Here is a 14,004-nt window from a genome sequence, read left to right as displayed (position 1 = left end):
GCGGATCAGCCGCGCCTGGTCGCCGCCGACACCCGCTTCAGGATGCGGTCCCACTCGGTGCCGAACGGGTTGTCCTGCACCAGGTACGTCCACGTCGCCGTAGGCCGCCGCAGGTCGGGCTCGGCCGCCTCGAACGACTCGACGGAGCGCCGCTCGACCTCGGCCTGCAGCGACTTGTACTCGGCCACCGCCTCCCGCTGGAACTCGTCGACCGGGCTCATCCGGCCGAGAGCCCGCAGGTGGATGCCCTCGCGAAGGTCGGTCAGGAACGCCAGGTGGGCGGTCCAGCAGTTGTCGATGGCGTGCAGCACGATCTGGCGGGCGGTCTCGTCGCGGGTGTCCTCGGGCATGGACGCCCAGCGTTCTGGAGCGGCCGTCGCCAGTGCCCTGGAGGCGGCGTCGCCGTGCAGGACCTTGTCGCGCCACTCCAGGATCAGCTCCCGCTGCTGCTCCAGCAGCCGGGTGTAGCGCCAGGTGTTGCGGTGAATCTCCAGGTTGACGCCCTCGGCCACGCGCTGCGCGTGCCCGACGAGGTACGCGCCGCGCCGGTGGCGGACGACGCCGTCGGCGTCGGCGGCCGGCGGACGCTCGTCGGGGACGAACTGGATGATCAGGTCGTCCTGCATACTGACGAAGAACACCGAGCCGCCCGGGTCGCCCTGGCGGCCCGCGCGCCCGCGCAGCTGGTCGTCGAGGCGGCTGCTCGCGTGCCGGCCGGAACCGATCACGTACAGGCCGCCGAGTTCGGCCACGCCCTCGCCGAGGCGGATGTCGGTGCCGCGGCCGGCCATCTGCGTGGAGACCGTGATCGCGCCGCGCTCGCCCGCCCTGGCGATGATCGAGGCCTCCTCGGCGTCGTTCTTGGCGTTGAGCACGACCGGCTCCAGGCCGCGCCGCTGCAGCAGCCTCGCGAGGTTCTCCGACTCGGCCACGTCGAGCGTGCCGATGAGGATCGGCCGGCCCGTCTCGTGGACCTCCTGGATCTCCTCCACCAGGGCCGCGTCCTTGTCGGGCACGGTCGGGTAGATGCGGTCGGGCTCGTCGACCCGCACGCACGGCCGGTTGGGCGGGATCACCGCGACCTTGAGCCCGTAGAACTCGCCGAGCTGCTCGCTGACCGCCACCGCGGTGCCGGTCATGCCGCAGATCTGCGGGTAGCGGCGGATCAGGCCCTGGATGGTGATGGAGTCGAGGATCTCGCCCTTCTCGCTCGGCGGCAGCGCCTCCTTGGCCTCCACCGCCGCCTGCAGGCCGTCGGGCCAGCGCTGCAGCAGCGCCACCCGGCCGCGCGAGGCGTTGATGAGCTGCACCTTGCCGTCGCGGACGATGTAGTCGACGTCGCGGGCCAGCAGGGCGTGGGCGTGCAGGGCCAGGTTGAGCTCGATCAGGGTGCCGGGCTCGTTCTCGTCGTAGAGCTGGACGCCGAGGAGGTTCTCGACGCTGTCGGCGCCCTTCGTGGTGAGGTAGACGTTGCGGGACTGCTCGTCGATCTCGTAGTGGTAGCCGCGTACGAGCTGCCGGACGAGGGCCGCCATCTCGGGCACCGCGTTGCCCGGGTCGGTGGAGCCGGCCATGACGAGCGGCACGCGGGCCTCGTCGACGAGCACCGAGTCGGCCTCGTCGACCAGAGCGACCTCGGGCGCGGGGACGACGATCTGCTGCGCGTCGGTGTGCAGCCGGTCGCGCAGCACGTCGAACCCGATCTCGCTGACGGGCCCGTACGTCACGTCGCCGGCGTAGGCGGCGCGCCGCTCCTCCGGCGTGGAGTTCTGGTCGACCCAGCCCACGCTGACGCCGAGCGCCTCGTAGAACGGGGCCATCCATTCGGCGTCGCGGCGGGCCAGGTAGTCGTTGACCGAGATCACGTGCACCCGCTTGCCCTGCAGCGCGTACCCGGCCGCGGCCATGGCCCCGGAGAGGGTCTTGCCCTCGCCGGTGGCCATCTCGGCGACCTTGCCGTCGAGCAGGGCGAGCGTGCCCAGCAGCTGTACGTCGTAGGGGCGCAGCCCCAGGGTGCGGTCGGCCGCCTCACGGGCGACGGCGCAGAACTCCGCCAGGTCGGTCATGTCGGGAGCCGTCAGCTCGCCGAGCGCGCGGACGCGCTCGGCCCGGGCGTCCGCCGCCTTGACGATCTTCTGGTAGGGAGCCAGCGGGACGCCTCCCGGCCGGTCCAGGAGGTTCCGCACTATTCCCTTGAATGAGGCCACAGTTCCTCCAACGCACGCTTCGCCGACACCGTTCCCTCTGTTCCCTCGCCAAGGGTCTGCCGTCAAAGGAGCGGAGCGACGATACGGCCAGCGTCGCCGTACCGGACCTTAACCCATCCGCCGGCGCATCCGGTGGTGCCGGCCGTCACATCACGCCGCGTCGGACCGTACGGCGAGCACCGTGACCGCGGCGAGCAGCAGCGCGCATCCGGCCCAGGCCAGGGGCGTGAGCCGCTCGCCGAGCAGCGCGACGCCGAGCACCGCCGCGCCCACCGCCTCACCGAGCGAGATCACCGATGCCGTGGTGGCGGGCAGGACCCTCAGCGCGCGGAAGAACAGCGCGTACGCCAGGGCGGTCGGCACCGCCCCCAGGTAGACGAGCAGCGCCGCCGACGTCCACGAGACCTCGGGCACCACGCCTTCCAACAGCGCGAACGGCGCCAGGCAGAGCGCCCCGACGACGAACCCGCCGATGGCCGCGGCCTGCGGGTCGTCGTCCTTGTGGCGGCGGGAGTACAGGGTCACCCCGGCGTACCCGGCGGCCGAGGCCAGGGCGTACCCGATGCCGGTGACGGAGGACGTACGGGCCTGCAGGGCCTGCTCACCCGTGAGCAGGAGCAGCCCGGCGACGGCGGCGGCCATGGCGCCGAGCGCCACCCCGCCGAGCCGCTCGCGCAACAGGAACCGGCTGCCGAGCGCGGTGAGTACGGTGGTGGCGCCCATGGTCACCACCGTCGCGAGGGCGACCCCGGAGTGGGCGATCGAGGCGAAGTACGCCGCCTGGTAGACGGCCATCCCGAGCCCGACCAGCACCGTACGGGCCTCGATGCGTCCGGCCGGGAGGCGTGGGCGGGTGACGGCGAGGAGGAGGGCGGCGCCGACGAGGTAGCGCCAGAGGGAGACGGCGACCGGACCGAGGTGGGCGGTGTCGAGGAGCAGGGTGCCGGCGGCGCCGCCGGTGCCCCAGGCGGCCGCGGACACGGACATGTAGAGGGCGCCCCGCCGGGCGGAGACGTGGGTCATGACAGGAGTTCTCCGGAAGGAGTGGTGGAAAAGGGCCCGGTGTGCGGGCAGCAACCACTCCCGGATCGGTCAGACCCGGAACGTCAGCACAAGCCGCCCGCTAAAGGGCCGGCGGCGGGGAGCAGATGAGAAATCGCGCCATGTGCGCACCCTAGCGTGCCCGGCCGATGTGCTTGCGACCCGTTTACCGGAGCGCTCTCGGGTAGAGAGGGTTTTGCCCGAACAAGACGGAAGAGAGAGGGAGAGAGCCCGATGGAGCTCTGGAACTATCGTCCTGACGTCTACGACCGCGGTCAGGCGCTGGATCTCGTGGGGTACCACGTCCAGGCGACCGACGGCAGGATCGGGTCCGTCGACGAGGCGACGTACGAGGTCGGCGAGAGCTACGTGATCGTCGACACCGGCCCGTGGATCTTCGGCAAGAAGGTCCTGCTCCCGGCCCGGATGATCACGAACATCGATCCGCAGGAGCGGAACGTGTACGTGGCGCGTACCAAGGCCGAGATCAAGGCCGCGCCCGAGTTCGACGAGGGCACGTTCAAGGAGCCCGAGTACCGCGAGCGGTTGGGCGACTACTACAGCCGCTTTCCCGGGTGATCCGGTGCCGTGAGGGAAAGGGCCGCGTCTCTGGCGCGGCCCTTTCCGCGTTCCCCACGCACCTTCCGCGTACCTTCGGCGTACCTGACAGAAGATGGCAGGTATGGCTGCGAGCCTGGTCCGCATGACGACGAAAGCACGGCTTCTTGCCACCACCATCGACTGTGCCGACCCCAAGGCCCTGGCCGGCTTCTACCACGAGGTCACCGGAATGGAGATCACCTACGCCGACGAGAACTACGCCGCTCTCAGCGACGGCGTCACCAGCATCTACTTCGGCCGCGTCGCCGACCGCACGCCGGTCGAGTGGCCGAGCCCCGACAAGCAGTTCCACCTCGACTTCCGCGTCCCGGACGTGGAGCAGGCGGTGGAGGACTACCTGAAGCTGGGGGCCGTGAAGCCCGAGTTCCAGCCGGGGATCACCGAGGAGGGCGTGGGCTGGGTCGTCCTGCGCGACCCCGAGGGACACGTTTTCTGCGTCTGCCCCGAGAAGTCCTGACGGTCACCGGAAACCCCGAGGTTTCCGCAGGATCAGGGACCTTTCGTGAGGGACTTAACTCGGTTTATCGATCGAAAGGATGATTCTCGACCCCCGCCGACCTCATAAGCTGGGTCAATGCTCCTGGAAGGATCCCTGCTCCCACACGGGCCACGATGATCTGGGCCGGCATGCTGATCGCCCTGGTCGGGGCGCTCGGCTACGCGCTCGGCGCGGCGCTGCAGCAGTTCGAGGCCGTGGCCGAGGGCGCCTCGCTCAAGCTGGTCCGGCGCCCGCGCTGGTGGGTCGGCGGCATCATCAGCTTCACCGGCGCGTGCCTGCACGCCGTGGCGCTGAGCGTCGCCCCGCTGGTCGTCGTCCAGCCGATCAGTGTGGCCACGCTGGTGTTCGCCGTGCCGCTGGCCGCGTTCATGTACGGACGCAGGCCGTACCGAGCGGAGATCCTCGGCTCGCTCGCGGTCGCCGTGGGCCTGCTCTGGCTCATGCTGCTGGTGCCGGCGCACAACGTCACGCCGCGGCTCAGCGACGGCGCGGGGGTCACGTTCATCGGTGTGATCGCGGTGATCACGCTGGTGACGCAGGTGTTCGCGCGACGCGCCCGCGGCGCGAGCAAGGCGATCCTGCTGTCGGTGGGGGCCGGAGTGGCGACCGCGAGCGTGTCCACGTTCGTCCGCGTGGTCGGCGGCGGGCTGGAGGGAGATCTCGGGCGGCTGCTCCACTGGTTCACCCTGGCCATCCCGGTGCTGCTGGTCTGCGCGGTGGTGCTGTTGCAGCGCTCGTACGCCGTGGGCTACTTCGGCATCGCCTACGCCGGCGTCCAGGTCGTCGACCCCATCACCTCCGTGCTCGCCGGGGCGATCCTGCTCGGCGAGCCGCTGCCGACGAGCCCGTCGAGCGCCGTGCCCGCCGTGCTGGCCGGCGCGCTGACCATCGCCGGCACGATCACGCTGGGCCGGCTCGCCCCCGACCACCACGCGGAACCCGTCGCGCCCAAGGGAGAGCCCTCGGTGGTCACCGTGCGCGAGCCGGTGGACGCCGGCTCGGCGCCTCGGTCGTCGTCCACGGCGTCCGACCTGGCCTGAGCTCTACGCCAGGGTGACCTCGCCGTGCCGCCCGCGCAGCACGGCGGTCAGCCCAGGGTTGGGGCCCTCGTCCAGGTCGAGCCGCACGTCGAGGGCCGCCAGGTCGCGGCGCACCGCCTCGGGGTCGGGGTGGCTGCCCCGCAGCGACACCAGGTCGACCACCTCAGGCCCGCTCTCCGTGGGGTGCCGCATCCCGGCCCAGTCGATGAGGAACGGCACCAGCCCGTCGTGTCCCGCCCGCTGCGGCGGCGTCAGCCGCCAGCTGAGCAGCCCGCCGTCGGGCGTGCGGCGGGACATCTCCTCGGGGTCGCCCGGGTCGTAGCCGTGCTCGCGCGCGTGCGCCACCGCCGCGTCGATGTCGTCGACGGCCACCGCCCAGCCCACCAGCCGCGGCGACCCCAGCGTGTCGATCAGGAACGGCCGCGGCCCGGCCGGCGCCTCCTGCTCCGGGTCGGGCCCGATGATCTCCAGGTAGCTGCGCCCGCCCAGCCCGACGAGCCGGTTGCGGGTGCCGAAGCCGGGGTGCCGGCCGCCGGGCGCGGCACGCACGCCCAGCAGCTCTTCCAGCTCGGTCGTGGTCGTCTCCAGGTCGGGCGTGGCGTAGACGAGATGATCCAGGCTCATCCCCGCATTCTGCCGCGCGGTCAGTGGCCGTCGCCGGAGGCGACCGGCGGGCGTGCCCGCAGCCGGGCGCGGTGCTCGGGCCACTCGTCGTCGAGGATGCCGAAGCAGACGGTGTCGCGCCAGGTGCCGTCCGGCCGCCTGCGGTGGCGGCGCAGGGTGCCTTCGTGCACGCCGCCGATGCGCCTGATCGCGTTCTGCGAGCGGAGGTTGAGCACGTCCGTCTTCAGCAGGACGCGGTTGTGGTGGCCGGACGCGAAGGCGTGGTCGATGAGCAGCACCTTGCAGGCCGTGTTCACGGCCGTGCGCCAGACCGACCGGCCGTACCAGGTCCAGCCGATCTCGACGCTCGCGTCGAAGCCGGGCATGTCGGCGTAGGTGGTCCAGCCGACGGCCCGCCCGGTCTCCTTCGTGACGACGGCGAAGGGCACGTGCACGTCGTCGTCCATCAGGAGCCGGGCGATCTTGCCCAGTTCGGCCTCGGTGCGGGGCGTGGCGACCGGCATCCAGCGCCAGACCTCGTCGTCGCCGCCCCCGGCGGAGAACAGGTCGGGGACGTGGTCGGGGGAGAGCGGCTCCAGGCGCACGACGTCGTCCTGGAGCACCGCGGGCGCGGGCAGCTGCGTGGTCATGAGGCGACCCTAGGGAACGGGCCCCGGCGCAGGGATGGCCACCTGTGGTCATTTGCGGAGAACCACCTGTCGACATGCATACCGGCCGGTCGGTAGGCTCACCGCATGGACTTCGCCCTGGACAGCGTCACCGAGGCCCTGCGCGAGCGACTACTCCGCTTCATGGACGAATGCGTCTATCCCGCCGAGGCCGCGTTCGAGGAACAGGCGGCCACCAGCGGCTGGAGCCCGCCCCCGCTGCTCGACGACCTCAAGGACGAGGCGCGCAAGCGCGGCCTGTGGAACCTCTTCCTGCCCGGCGAGCACGGCGCCGGGCTCACCAACCTGCAGTACGCCCCGCTCGCCGAGATCATGGGCCGGAGCCCCTCCATCGCGCCCGCCGCCACCAACTGCGCCGCCCCCGACACGGGCAACATGGAGCTGCTGGCCGCGTTCGGCAGCGAATGGCAGCGCAAGGAGTGGCTGCAGCCGCTGCTCGACGGCGAGATCCGGTCGGCGTTCGCGATGACCGAGCCCGACGTGGCCTCCTCCGACGCCACCAACATCGCCACCTCCATCGTCCGTGACGGCGACGAGTACGTCATCAACGGCCGCAAGTGGTTCATCTCGGGCGCGATGAACCCCAACTGCAAGATCCTCATCGTCATGGGCAAGACCAACCCGGACGCGCCCAAGCACCGGCAGCAGAGCATGATCCTGGTGCCGCGTGACACGCCGGGCGTCCAGGTCAAGCGGGGCATGCACGTCTTCGGCTACACCGACGCCGACCACGGCGGCCACGCCGAGGTCGTCTTCGAGGACGTCCGCGTGCCGGCCGAGAACCTGATCGGCGAGGAGGGCGGCGGTTTCGCCATCGCCCAGGCCCGCCTCGGCCCCGGCCGCATCCACCACTGCATGCGCCTGATCGGCATGGCCGAGCGCGCGCTCGAACTCATGTGCCGGCGCGCCCTGGCCCGCACCACGTTCGGCAAGCCCGTCGCGCAGCAGGGCGTCGTCCAGGACTGGATCGCCGAGTCGCGCATCAGGATCGAGCAGTCCAGGCTGCTCGTGCTCAAGACCGCCTGGCTCATGGACACGGTCGGCAACCAGGGCGCCCATGCCGAGATCCAGGCCATCAAGATCTCCACGCCGATCACCGTCGAGTGGATCCTCGACAAGGCCGTCCAACTGCACGGCGCGGGCGGCGTCTCCCAGGACTTCCCCGTGGCCCGCCTGTGGGCGGCCGCCCGGTCCCTGCGCCTCGCCGACGGCCCGGACGAGGTGCACAAACGATCGCTGGCCTACCGCGAGATCAAGAGGTACGCGTGAACGAATCGGACATCAAACGGCGGGTGGCGGCGCTCCTGGCGGACCACGATCCGGCCGGAGACCAGCTCGAGTTCCTGCGGGCGAGGTTCGACGCCGGGCTGGCCTGGGTGTGGTTCCCCGAGGGGCAGGGCGGCCTCGGCGCGCCCCGCGAGCTCCAGCAGGTCGTGGAGCGCGAGCTGGCCGGCACCCCGCGCCAGCTCAACGCCGGGATGCTGGCGATCGGCCTCGGCATGGCGGCGCCCACGATCCTCACGTTCGGCACCGACGAGCAGAAGCGCAGGTTCCTTCGCCCGCTGTGGACCGGCGAGGAGGTCTGGTGCCAGCTCTTCAGCGAGCCCGGCGCCGGCTCCGACCTGGCCACCCTGGCGACCAGGGCCGTCCGCGACGGTGACGAGTGGATCGTCGACGGGCAGAAGGTGTGGACGTCCGGCGCCCACCACGCGCGGTGGGCCATCCTCGTCGCCCGTACCGACCCGGACGTGCCCAAGCACCGCGGCCTGTCGTACTTCGTCTGCGACATGCACGCACCCGGCGTCGAGGTGCGGCCGCTGCGGCAGATCACCGGCGAGGCCGAGTTCAACGAGGTGTTCCTGACCGGTGTACGGCTCCCCGACGACCTGCGGCTCGGCGCGGTCGGCGACGGCTGGCGGGTCGCGCAGACCACGCTGATGAACGAGCGCGTCGCCATCGGCGGCGCCCCGACCCGGCGCGGCGGCGGCATGATCGCCTCCGCCGTCGAGGCCTGGAGCGAGCAGCCCGAGCTGCGCACCCACGAGCTGCACCAGCGGCTGCTGGCCCTGTGGGTGGAGAACGAGGTCACCCGCCTGTCAGGGGCGCGCCTGCGCGAGCAGCTCGCGGCCGGGCAGCCGGGCCCCGAGGGTTCGGGCATGAAGCTGTCGTTCGCCAAGCTCAACCAGGCGCTGACCGGGTTCGAGCTGGAGTTCCGGCGCGACCTGGGCTACGACGACTGGTCGTTCCGCCGCTCCGAGAACGTCGACTTCTTCGGGCGCGGCCCCGGCTACCGCTACCTGCGGGCCAAGGGCAACTCCATCGAGGGCGGCACGTCGGAGATCCTGCGCAACATCGTCTCCGAGCGCGTCCTCGGCCTGCCCTCGGAGCCCCGCGTCGACAAGGACGTGCCCTGGAAGGACCTCCCGCGATGAGCGGCACGAGAAGTGGTGAAGAGCCGATGACGCTGCTGTACTCGGAGATCGAGGAGGAGCTCAGGTCCGCCGTGCGCGGCCTGCTCGCCGACCGCTGCCCGCCCGCCGTTGTGCTGCGGCGGATCGAGCCGGGGACGGACCCGGCGGACTCCGTCTACGACCTCGACCTGTGGAAGACGCTCGCCGGTGAGATCGGCGTGGCGGGGCTGCTCGTGCCCGAGGAGTTCGGCGGCGCCGGGGCCGGGGCGAGCGAGGTGGCCGTGGTGCTGGAGGAGCTGGGCAGGGGCGTGGCGCCGGTGCCGTTCTTCACCAGCTCGGTGCTGGCCACCCGGGCGCTGCTGCCGACCGGGGACGCCCTGCTCGGCGAGCTGGCGGAAGGGACTGAAACCGCCGCGCTGGCCGTGTCGTTCGCGGCCTCGCCGTACGCGCCCTCGCGCGGCGCGTCGGTGACCGTGGCGGACGGCCGGCTGTCGGGCACGGTCACCGGCGTGGCCGGAGCCGAGGTGGCCGACGTGCTGCTGGTGCCGGTGGCCGGCGAGCTGTACGCGGTCGACGGCGCACAGGTCACCGTGGCACCCTCGCTCGACCTGACCAGGCCGGTTGCCACCGTCACGCTCGACCGGGCCCCGGCGCGCCTGGTGGGCGCGTGCGACGTGGCGGAGGTGCTGCGGTTCGGGGCCGGGCTGCTCGCCTCCGAGCAGCTGGGGGTCGCCGAGTGGTGCCTCGACACGACGCTGGCCTACGTCAGGGAACGCCACCAGTTCGCCCGGCCGATCGGCTCGTTCCAGTCGATCAAGCACCGGCTGGCCGACCTGTGGCTCGACGTCGTACGGGCCAGGGCCGCGGCGCGGAACGCGGCGGGCGACCCGTCGCCGATCTCGGTGGCGGTGGCCCAGTCGTGGAACGCGGGTGTGGCGCTGCACGCTGCCGAGGAGGCGCTCCAGCTGCACGGCGGCATCGGGATGACGTGGGAGCATCCCGTCCACCTGTATCTCAAGCGGGCGAAGGCCACCGAGATCGCGCTGGGCACGCCAGGCGACCACCGGCAGGCGCTGGCCTCACTCGTCGGGGTCCCCGGCCCCGAGTGAGGTGAGGAGCAGGTCGGCGAAGTGCTGCCCCACCTGGGAGCCGGTCAGCGGGCCTTCGGCGTGGAACCAGGAGCCCAGGTGGTGCACCGAGCCGAAGAAGTAGTCGACGACGATCTCGGCCGGGACGCGGTCGCTGAAGACGCCGGTGCGCTGCCCCTCGGCCACGAGCGCGCGGAAGCGCTCGTGGTAGCGGCGGCGCTCGGCGCGCACGGTCTTCTGCGTCTCGGGGGCCAGCAGGTGGATCGACCGGAAGAAGATCTTGGAGTCGTCGAGGTTGGCGACCGTCGTCTCGACGACGTCGGCCGCCGCCCGGTGCAGGCGCTCCTTCAGCGTGCCCGGCCCGTCGGCGATGCGCGCCAGGCGGTCCATCTGCATGCGCAGGACCCGGGCGTAGATCTCGTGGAGCAGGTCGTCCTTGGAGTCGAAGTAGTGGTACATGGCGCCCTTGGTGACGCCCGCGGACGCCACGATCTCCTGCACCGACGTGCTCTCGAAACCACGCTGTGCGAACAGGCGGGTCGCCTCGGCGAGGATCCGCTGTCGTACCGGTTCGTCTTTCACATGCGCCCCCTCGGTCATCCGCCCTAGCATACCGACTAGTCGGTTGATGGCCTTGCGGGTACTAATTCACTCACCTTAGGCTCACCTTGGTTGGTGGTGGGTATCACATGACCGGCGAGGGATCTTCGGTGTGGCAGATCCTGCAACTTTCTAGTGCTTCGGGGAGTTTGCCGTGCCCGGTGGCTCGATCTACGTGCAGCCCAACGAGAAGTACACAGGATCGTCCCCGCAATGGTGGTACGAGAAGTTCTGGCGCGAGGACGCCCCCAACCGGCGTAAGGCCCGCTACGTCAAGGCGGCCGTCGGGCTCGTGCTCGGCGTCGCGCTCGGCCTCAGGTTCGGGCTCACGGCCGGCGCCGCGCTGACCGGCCTCCTCGGCGCGGGACTCGTGGCGTTAGGCGACTGGTACCTCGACTGGCGCGCCTTCCACGCCACAGCGGTGTGGCGCGGCGCGCGGCGCGGCGAGGTGATCACCGGACGCATCCTGCGCCGGTCGCTGCGCCGGCACGGCTACCACGTGCTCGACGGGCGCGCGATCCGCGGTCAGGCGTCCATCGACCACCTGGTGATCGGCCCAGGCGGGGTGTGGATCATCGACAACGAGTCGTGGAGCCCCGACACCGAGATCGCCTGCTACGTCGGGCGGCTGTTCCTCGGCGAGAAGTACGGCTCCAAGGTCGCCAAGCCCCTGGTCGACCAGGCCGACGCGTTCGCCGAGCTGCTGGCGAAGGAGACCGGCGTCCCGGTGTCGATCACCCCGATGCTGGCCGTCCACTGCGGCGTGCTGCCCCGGCACGGCGGCGGGGTGGTGCGGGCCGAGGGCCTCACGCTGCTGCGGCCCCGCACGGCCGCCCGGCTCATCAAGGCCTCCGGCCGCGACATGTTCACCACCGAGCAGATCGAGCTGATCGCCCGTACCGCCGCCCGCGAGCTGCAGCGCGTCTGAGGCTCACGCCAGCGTCTCGATGAACGCGGTCAGCTGGGCGACGTTGCGGCACTCGTGCATCGGCACCACCGTCGCGTAGTCGCTCGCGACCGAGTCGCCGGTGTCCCACTGCGCGCGCGGCTCCGGGTTCAGCCAGTACGCGTGCCTGCACCCCGACACCAGCGACTTGAGCACGTCGAGCGCGGGCGGCTGGTAGTTCGAGCGGGCGTCCCCGAGGATGAGCAGCGACGTCCTCGGGCCGAGGGCGTCGCCGTGGCGTTCGGCGAAGCGCTCCAGCGCGTGCCCGTAGTTGGTGCGCCCGAACCGCACCATGTCGGCCTCGTTCGCCAGCCGGGTCATGGCCTCCACGACGTCGGCCCCCGGCTGGAAGAACCGGGTGATCTCGTCCACCGTGTCGACGAACCCGAACGCCCTGACCTTCGTGAACTGCTCGCGCAGCGCGTACGTCAGCAGCAGCGTGAAGTGCGCGAACGACGAGACAGAGTCGCTGGTGTCGCACAGGATGACCAGCTCGGGCCGGTGCGGGCGCGGCGGACGGAAGTGGGTCGTCAGCGGCACGCCGCCGCTCTGCAGCGAGGCCCGCACCGTCTTGCGGAAGTCGAGCCGGCCGCGCCTGCCCTTGCGCTGCCGGATGGTCAGGCGGGCGGCCAGGCGCCGCGCCAGCGGATGCACCTCCCGGCGCAGCCGGGCCAGGTCGTCCCTGGTCACGCGGAGGAAGTCGATCTGGTCGAGCGGCGGGCGGACGGCCGAGCGGGCGATGCGTTCGATGCCGGAGTCCTCGGCGATGCGGCGCCGCACGTCGGTGGCGACGGCCTCCTCGAACCTGCGCGTGTTGTCCTGGACGCGCCGGCGCACCGTCTTCTCGGCCAGCCCGCCGCGTTCGCGGCCCTGGAGGACCTCGCGCAGGATGGTCGCCATGAGCGTCTCGGGCGACAGCGCCCGCATGACGCTGTAGGAGAACCAGTTCTGCCGTCCTGGCCCGGAGTCCTGGCGGCCGAAGCGCTCCACCATGGCCTGGGCGAACGCGCGCAGCTCCAGGTCGGTCGAGTCGGCCAGCAGCCTCGCCAGGTGGGCGCGCAGCTCGGCGACCGGAGCCGTACGCGGGTCGAGGTCCTCGGGTGCGCGCTCGGCTGCGAGCCCTGTCGTCGAGGACGGGAACCACAGGTCGAACAGGACGTCGAAGCCCGGCCGGTAGGCCGGCTTCTTGACCAGCGTGGCCGCGTAGGCGGCGCGCAGCGACTCGCGGTCGGACAGCTCGATCACGCGCAGGGCGTTCGCGGCGTCCAGCCCCTCGGCGAGCGACACCGGCACCCCGGCCTCGCGCAGCGCGTGCACGAAGCCGATGTGCCGGTCGACCAGCGAGCCCGGCTCACGCATGCGGGAGCCCCAGCTGCTTGATCGCCCGTTCGTGGTCGGAGGAGTGCTTCAGCACCACGCCGAGCGTGCCGGCGACGGTGGCCTCGTCGAGGTCGTCGCGCCCGAGGGCCAGCAGCGTGTTGGCCCAGTCGACGGTCTCCGCCACCGACGGGGCCTTCTTCAGCTCCAGCGCGCGCAGCGTCGCGACCGTACGGGCCAGCTGCTCGGCGAGGTCGGCGCGGATGGTCGGGACCTGGGCGAGCACGATGTCGCGCTCCCGCTCGGGCGTCGGGTACTCGATGTGCAGGTAGAGACAGCGCCGCTTGAGCGCCTCCGACAGCTCGCGGGTGGCGTTCGAGGTCAGCACCACGTACGGACGGCGGGTGGCGGCGATCGTTCCGAGCTCCGGGATCGTCACCTGGAAGTCGGACAGCAGCTCCAGCAGCAGGCCCTCGACCTCGACGTCGGCCTTGTCCATCTCGTCGATGAGCAGCACGGTCGGCTTGTCGGACCTGATCGCCTTGAGCAGCGGGCGCTCCAGCAGGAACTCCTCGGTGAAGATGTCGTCGTCGGCGCTGGTGGCCTGGATGCGCAGCAGCTGCTTCTTGTAGTTCCACTCGTACAGCGCCCTGGCCTCGTCGAGGCCTTCGTAGCACTGGAGCCGTACGAGGTCGGCGGCCGTGGCCTGGGCCACGGCCTTGGCGAGCTGCGTCTTGCCGACTCCCGCCGGGCCTTCGACCAGCAGCGGCTTGCCCAGCGCGGCGGCGAGGTACACGGAGGTGGAGATGGCGTCGTCGGAGAGATAGTCGACGGCGGCGAGCCGCTCCGTCACGTCGGAGGGGGAGTCGAACATCAACGCTCCTGTCGTTCGGGCCGAACTTTATTCTAGCGGGCATCGTCCCCCGGATTCCGATTCGACCA

14 protein-coding genes are annotated in these 14,004 nt (G+C 71.5%); 7 read left to right on the top strand and 7 right to left on the bottom strand.

All coding sequences use genetic code 11. From position 1 onward, the window contains the following. Nucleotides 1-5: 5 nt before the first annotated feature. Complete coding sequence (secA2, locus tag BLR04_RS05705) at nucleotides 6-2,186, bottom strand: accessory Sec system translocase SecA2 (RefSeq protein ID WP_090760290.1); 2,181 nt, start codon at nucleotides 2,184-2,186, stop codon at nucleotides 6-8. A 171-nt stretch (nucleotides 2,187-2,357) separates the two neighbouring features. Further along, on the bottom strand, nucleotides 2,358-3,230 hold the full coding sequence (locus BLR04_RS05700; RefSeq protein ID WP_090760288.1) for a DMT family transporter: 873 nt from the start codon (nucleotides 3,228-3,230) through the stop codon (nucleotides 2,358-2,360). A gap of 252 nt (nucleotides 3,231-3,482) precedes the next feature. On the opposite strand from BLR04_RS05700, the gene BLR04_RS05695 reads away from it, so the two are divergent. From BLR04_RS05695 to BLR04_RS05685, 3 genes are all read left to right on the top strand, one after another. Next, nucleotides 3,483-3,827: a PRC-barrel domain-containing protein gene (locus BLR04_RS05695; RefSeq protein WP_090760285.1), complete on the top strand. Its 345-nt coding sequence runs from the start codon at nucleotides 3,483-3,485 to the stop codon at nucleotides 3,825-3,827. Between the two features lie 124 nt (nucleotides 3,828-3,951). After that, on the top strand, nucleotides 3,952-4,326 hold the full coding sequence (locus BLR04_RS05690; RefSeq protein WP_090760778.1) for a VOC family protein: 375 nt from the start codon (nucleotides 3,952-3,954) through the stop codon (nucleotides 4,324-4,326). Nucleotides 4,327-4,481: 155 nt separating this feature from the next. Continuing rightward, entirely contained in the window at nucleotides 4,482-5,408 is a 927-nt protein-coding gene (locus BLR04_RS05685) for a DMT family transporter (protein ID WP_176902951.1), read from the top strand. 3 nt (nucleotides 5,409-5,411) lie between these two features. Here BLR04_RS05685 and BLR04_RS05680 read toward each other — a convergent pair whose 3' ends face one another. Beyond that, entirely contained in the window at nucleotides 5,412-6,032 is a 621-nt protein-coding gene (locus tag BLR04_RS05680) for a VOC family protein (protein ID WP_090760283.1), read from the bottom strand. A 20-nt stretch (nucleotides 6,033-6,052) separates the two neighbouring features. Next, on the bottom strand, nucleotides 6,053-6,661 hold the full coding sequence (locus tag BLR04_RS05675) for a GNAT family N-acetyltransferase (RefSeq protein WP_090760282.1): 609 nt from the start codon (nucleotides 6,659-6,661) through the stop codon (nucleotides 6,053-6,055). Between the two features lie 105 nt (nucleotides 6,662-6,766). Here BLR04_RS05675 and BLR04_RS05670 point away from each other — a divergent pair, with 105 nt between their 5' ends. The 3 genes from BLR04_RS05670 to BLR04_RS05660 are packed head-to-tail and all read left to right on the top strand — an operon-like array spanning nucleotide 6,767 to nucleotide 10,220. Beyond that, the gene (locus tag BLR04_RS05670; RefSeq protein ID WP_090760280.1) at nucleotides 6,767-7,969 is read left to right on the top strand and encodes an acyl-CoA dehydrogenase family protein; all 1,203 of its coding nucleotides are present in this window, start codon (nucleotides 6,767-6,769) and stop codon (nucleotides 7,967-7,969) included. After that, nucleotides 7,966-9,132: an acyl-CoA dehydrogenase family protein gene (locus BLR04_RS05665; protein WP_090760278.1), complete on the top strand. Its 1,167-nt coding sequence runs from the start codon at nucleotides 7,966-7,968 to the stop codon at nucleotides 9,130-9,132. Before BLR04_RS05670 ends, BLR04_RS05665 begins: the two co-directional genes overlap by 4 nt. Beyond that, the gene (locus BLR04_RS05660; RefSeq protein ID WP_245740039.1) at nucleotides 9,129-10,220 is read left to right on the top strand and encodes an acyl-CoA dehydrogenase family protein; all 1,092 of its coding nucleotides are present in this window, start codon (nucleotides 9,129-9,131) and stop codon (nucleotides 10,218-10,220) included. The genes BLR04_RS05665 and BLR04_RS05660 overlap by 4 nt, the downstream gene beginning before the upstream one ends. Here the strand turns inward: BLR04_RS05660 and BLR04_RS05655 are convergent. Further along, entirely contained in the window at nucleotides 10,191-10,811 is a 621-nt protein-coding gene (locus BLR04_RS05655) for a TetR/AcrR family transcriptional regulator (protein WP_425413427.1), read from the bottom strand. The two genes, BLR04_RS05660 and BLR04_RS05655, sit on opposite strands and share 30 nt — an antisense overlap. Nucleotides 10,812-10,953: 142 nt before the next feature. Between BLR04_RS05655 and BLR04_RS05650 the strand changes: the two genes are divergently transcribed. Beyond that, nucleotides 10,954-11,727, top strand: a complete 774-nt coding sequence (locus BLR04_RS05650; protein ID WP_090760272.1) for a nuclease-related domain-containing protein — start codon at nucleotides 10,954-10,956, stop codon at nucleotides 11,725-11,727. A 3-nt stretch (nucleotides 11,728-11,730) separates the two neighbouring features. On the opposite strand, the gene BLR04_RS05645 is transcribed toward BLR04_RS05650, so the two are convergent. After that, nucleotides 11,731-13,104: a vWA domain-containing protein gene (locus BLR04_RS05645; RefSeq protein ID WP_090760270.1), complete on the bottom strand. Its 1,374-nt coding sequence runs from the start codon at nucleotides 13,102-13,104 to the stop codon at nucleotides 11,731-11,733. Beyond that, nucleotides 13,097-13,936 carry an AAA family ATPase gene (locus BLR04_RS05640; protein WP_090760268.1) on the bottom strand — a complete coding sequence of 280 codons (840 nt, stop codon included), beginning with the start codon at nucleotides 13,934-13,936 and terminating at the stop codon, nucleotides 13,097-13,099. The genes BLR04_RS05645 and BLR04_RS05640 overlap by 8 nt, the downstream gene beginning before the upstream one ends. Nucleotides 13,937-14,004: the final 68 nt, after the last annotated feature.

Origin of the sequence: Nonomuraea maritima (assembly GCF_900100395.1) — a bacterium.
Taxonomy (GTDB): Bacteria; Actinomycetota; Actinomycetes; order Streptosporangiales; family Streptosporangiaceae; genus Nonomuraea; species Nonomuraea maritima.
Note: the sequence above shows the minus strand (reverse complement) of the source record. Positions and strands in the feature narration are given on the sequence as shown.

Bases quoted from the DNA above. Each gene is read 5' to 3' on its own strand.
- BLR04_RS05700 (WP_090760288.1), bottom strand. From the start codon at position 3,230: ATGACCCACGTCTCCGCCCGGCGGGGCGCCCTCTACATGTCCGTGTCC.
- BLR04_RS05695 (WP_090760285.1), top strand. From the start codon at position 3,483: ATGGAGCTCTGGAACTATCGTCCTGACGTCTACGACCGCGGTCAGGCG.
- BLR04_RS05690 (WP_090760778.1), top strand. From the start codon at position 3,952: ATGACGACGAAAGCACGGCTTCTTGCCACCACCATCGACTGTGCCGAC.
- BLR04_RS05685 (WP_176902951.1), top strand. From the start codon at position 4,482: ATGATCTGGGCCGGCATGCTGATCGCCCTGGTCGGGGCGCTCGGCTAC.
- BLR04_RS05680 (WP_090760283.1), bottom strand. From the start codon at position 6,032: ATGAGCCTGGATCATCTCGTCTACGCCACGCCCGACCTGGAGACGACC.
- BLR04_RS05675 (WP_090760282.1), bottom strand. From the start codon at position 6,661: ATGACCACGCAGCTGCCCGCGCCCGCGGTGCTCCAGGACGACGTCGTG.
- BLR04_RS05670 (WP_090760280.1), top strand. From the start codon at position 6,767: ATGGACTTCGCCCTGGACAGCGTCACCGAGGCCCTGCGCGAGCGACTA.
- BLR04_RS05660 (WP_245740039.1), top strand. From the start codon at position 9,129: ATGAGCGGCACGAGAAGTGGTGAAGAGCCGATGACGCTGCTGTACTCG.
- BLR04_RS05655 (WP_425413427.1), bottom strand. From the start codon at position 10,811: ATGCTAGGGCGGATGACCGAGGGGGCGCATGTGAAAGACGAACCGGTA.
- BLR04_RS05645 (WP_090760270.1), bottom strand. From the start codon at position 13,104: ATGCGTGAGCCGGGCTCGCTGGTCGACCGGCACATCGGCTTCGTGCAC.
- BLR04_RS05640 (WP_090760268.1), bottom strand. From the start codon at position 13,936: ATGTTCGACTCCCCCTCCGACGTGACGGAGCGGCTCGCCGCCGTCGAC.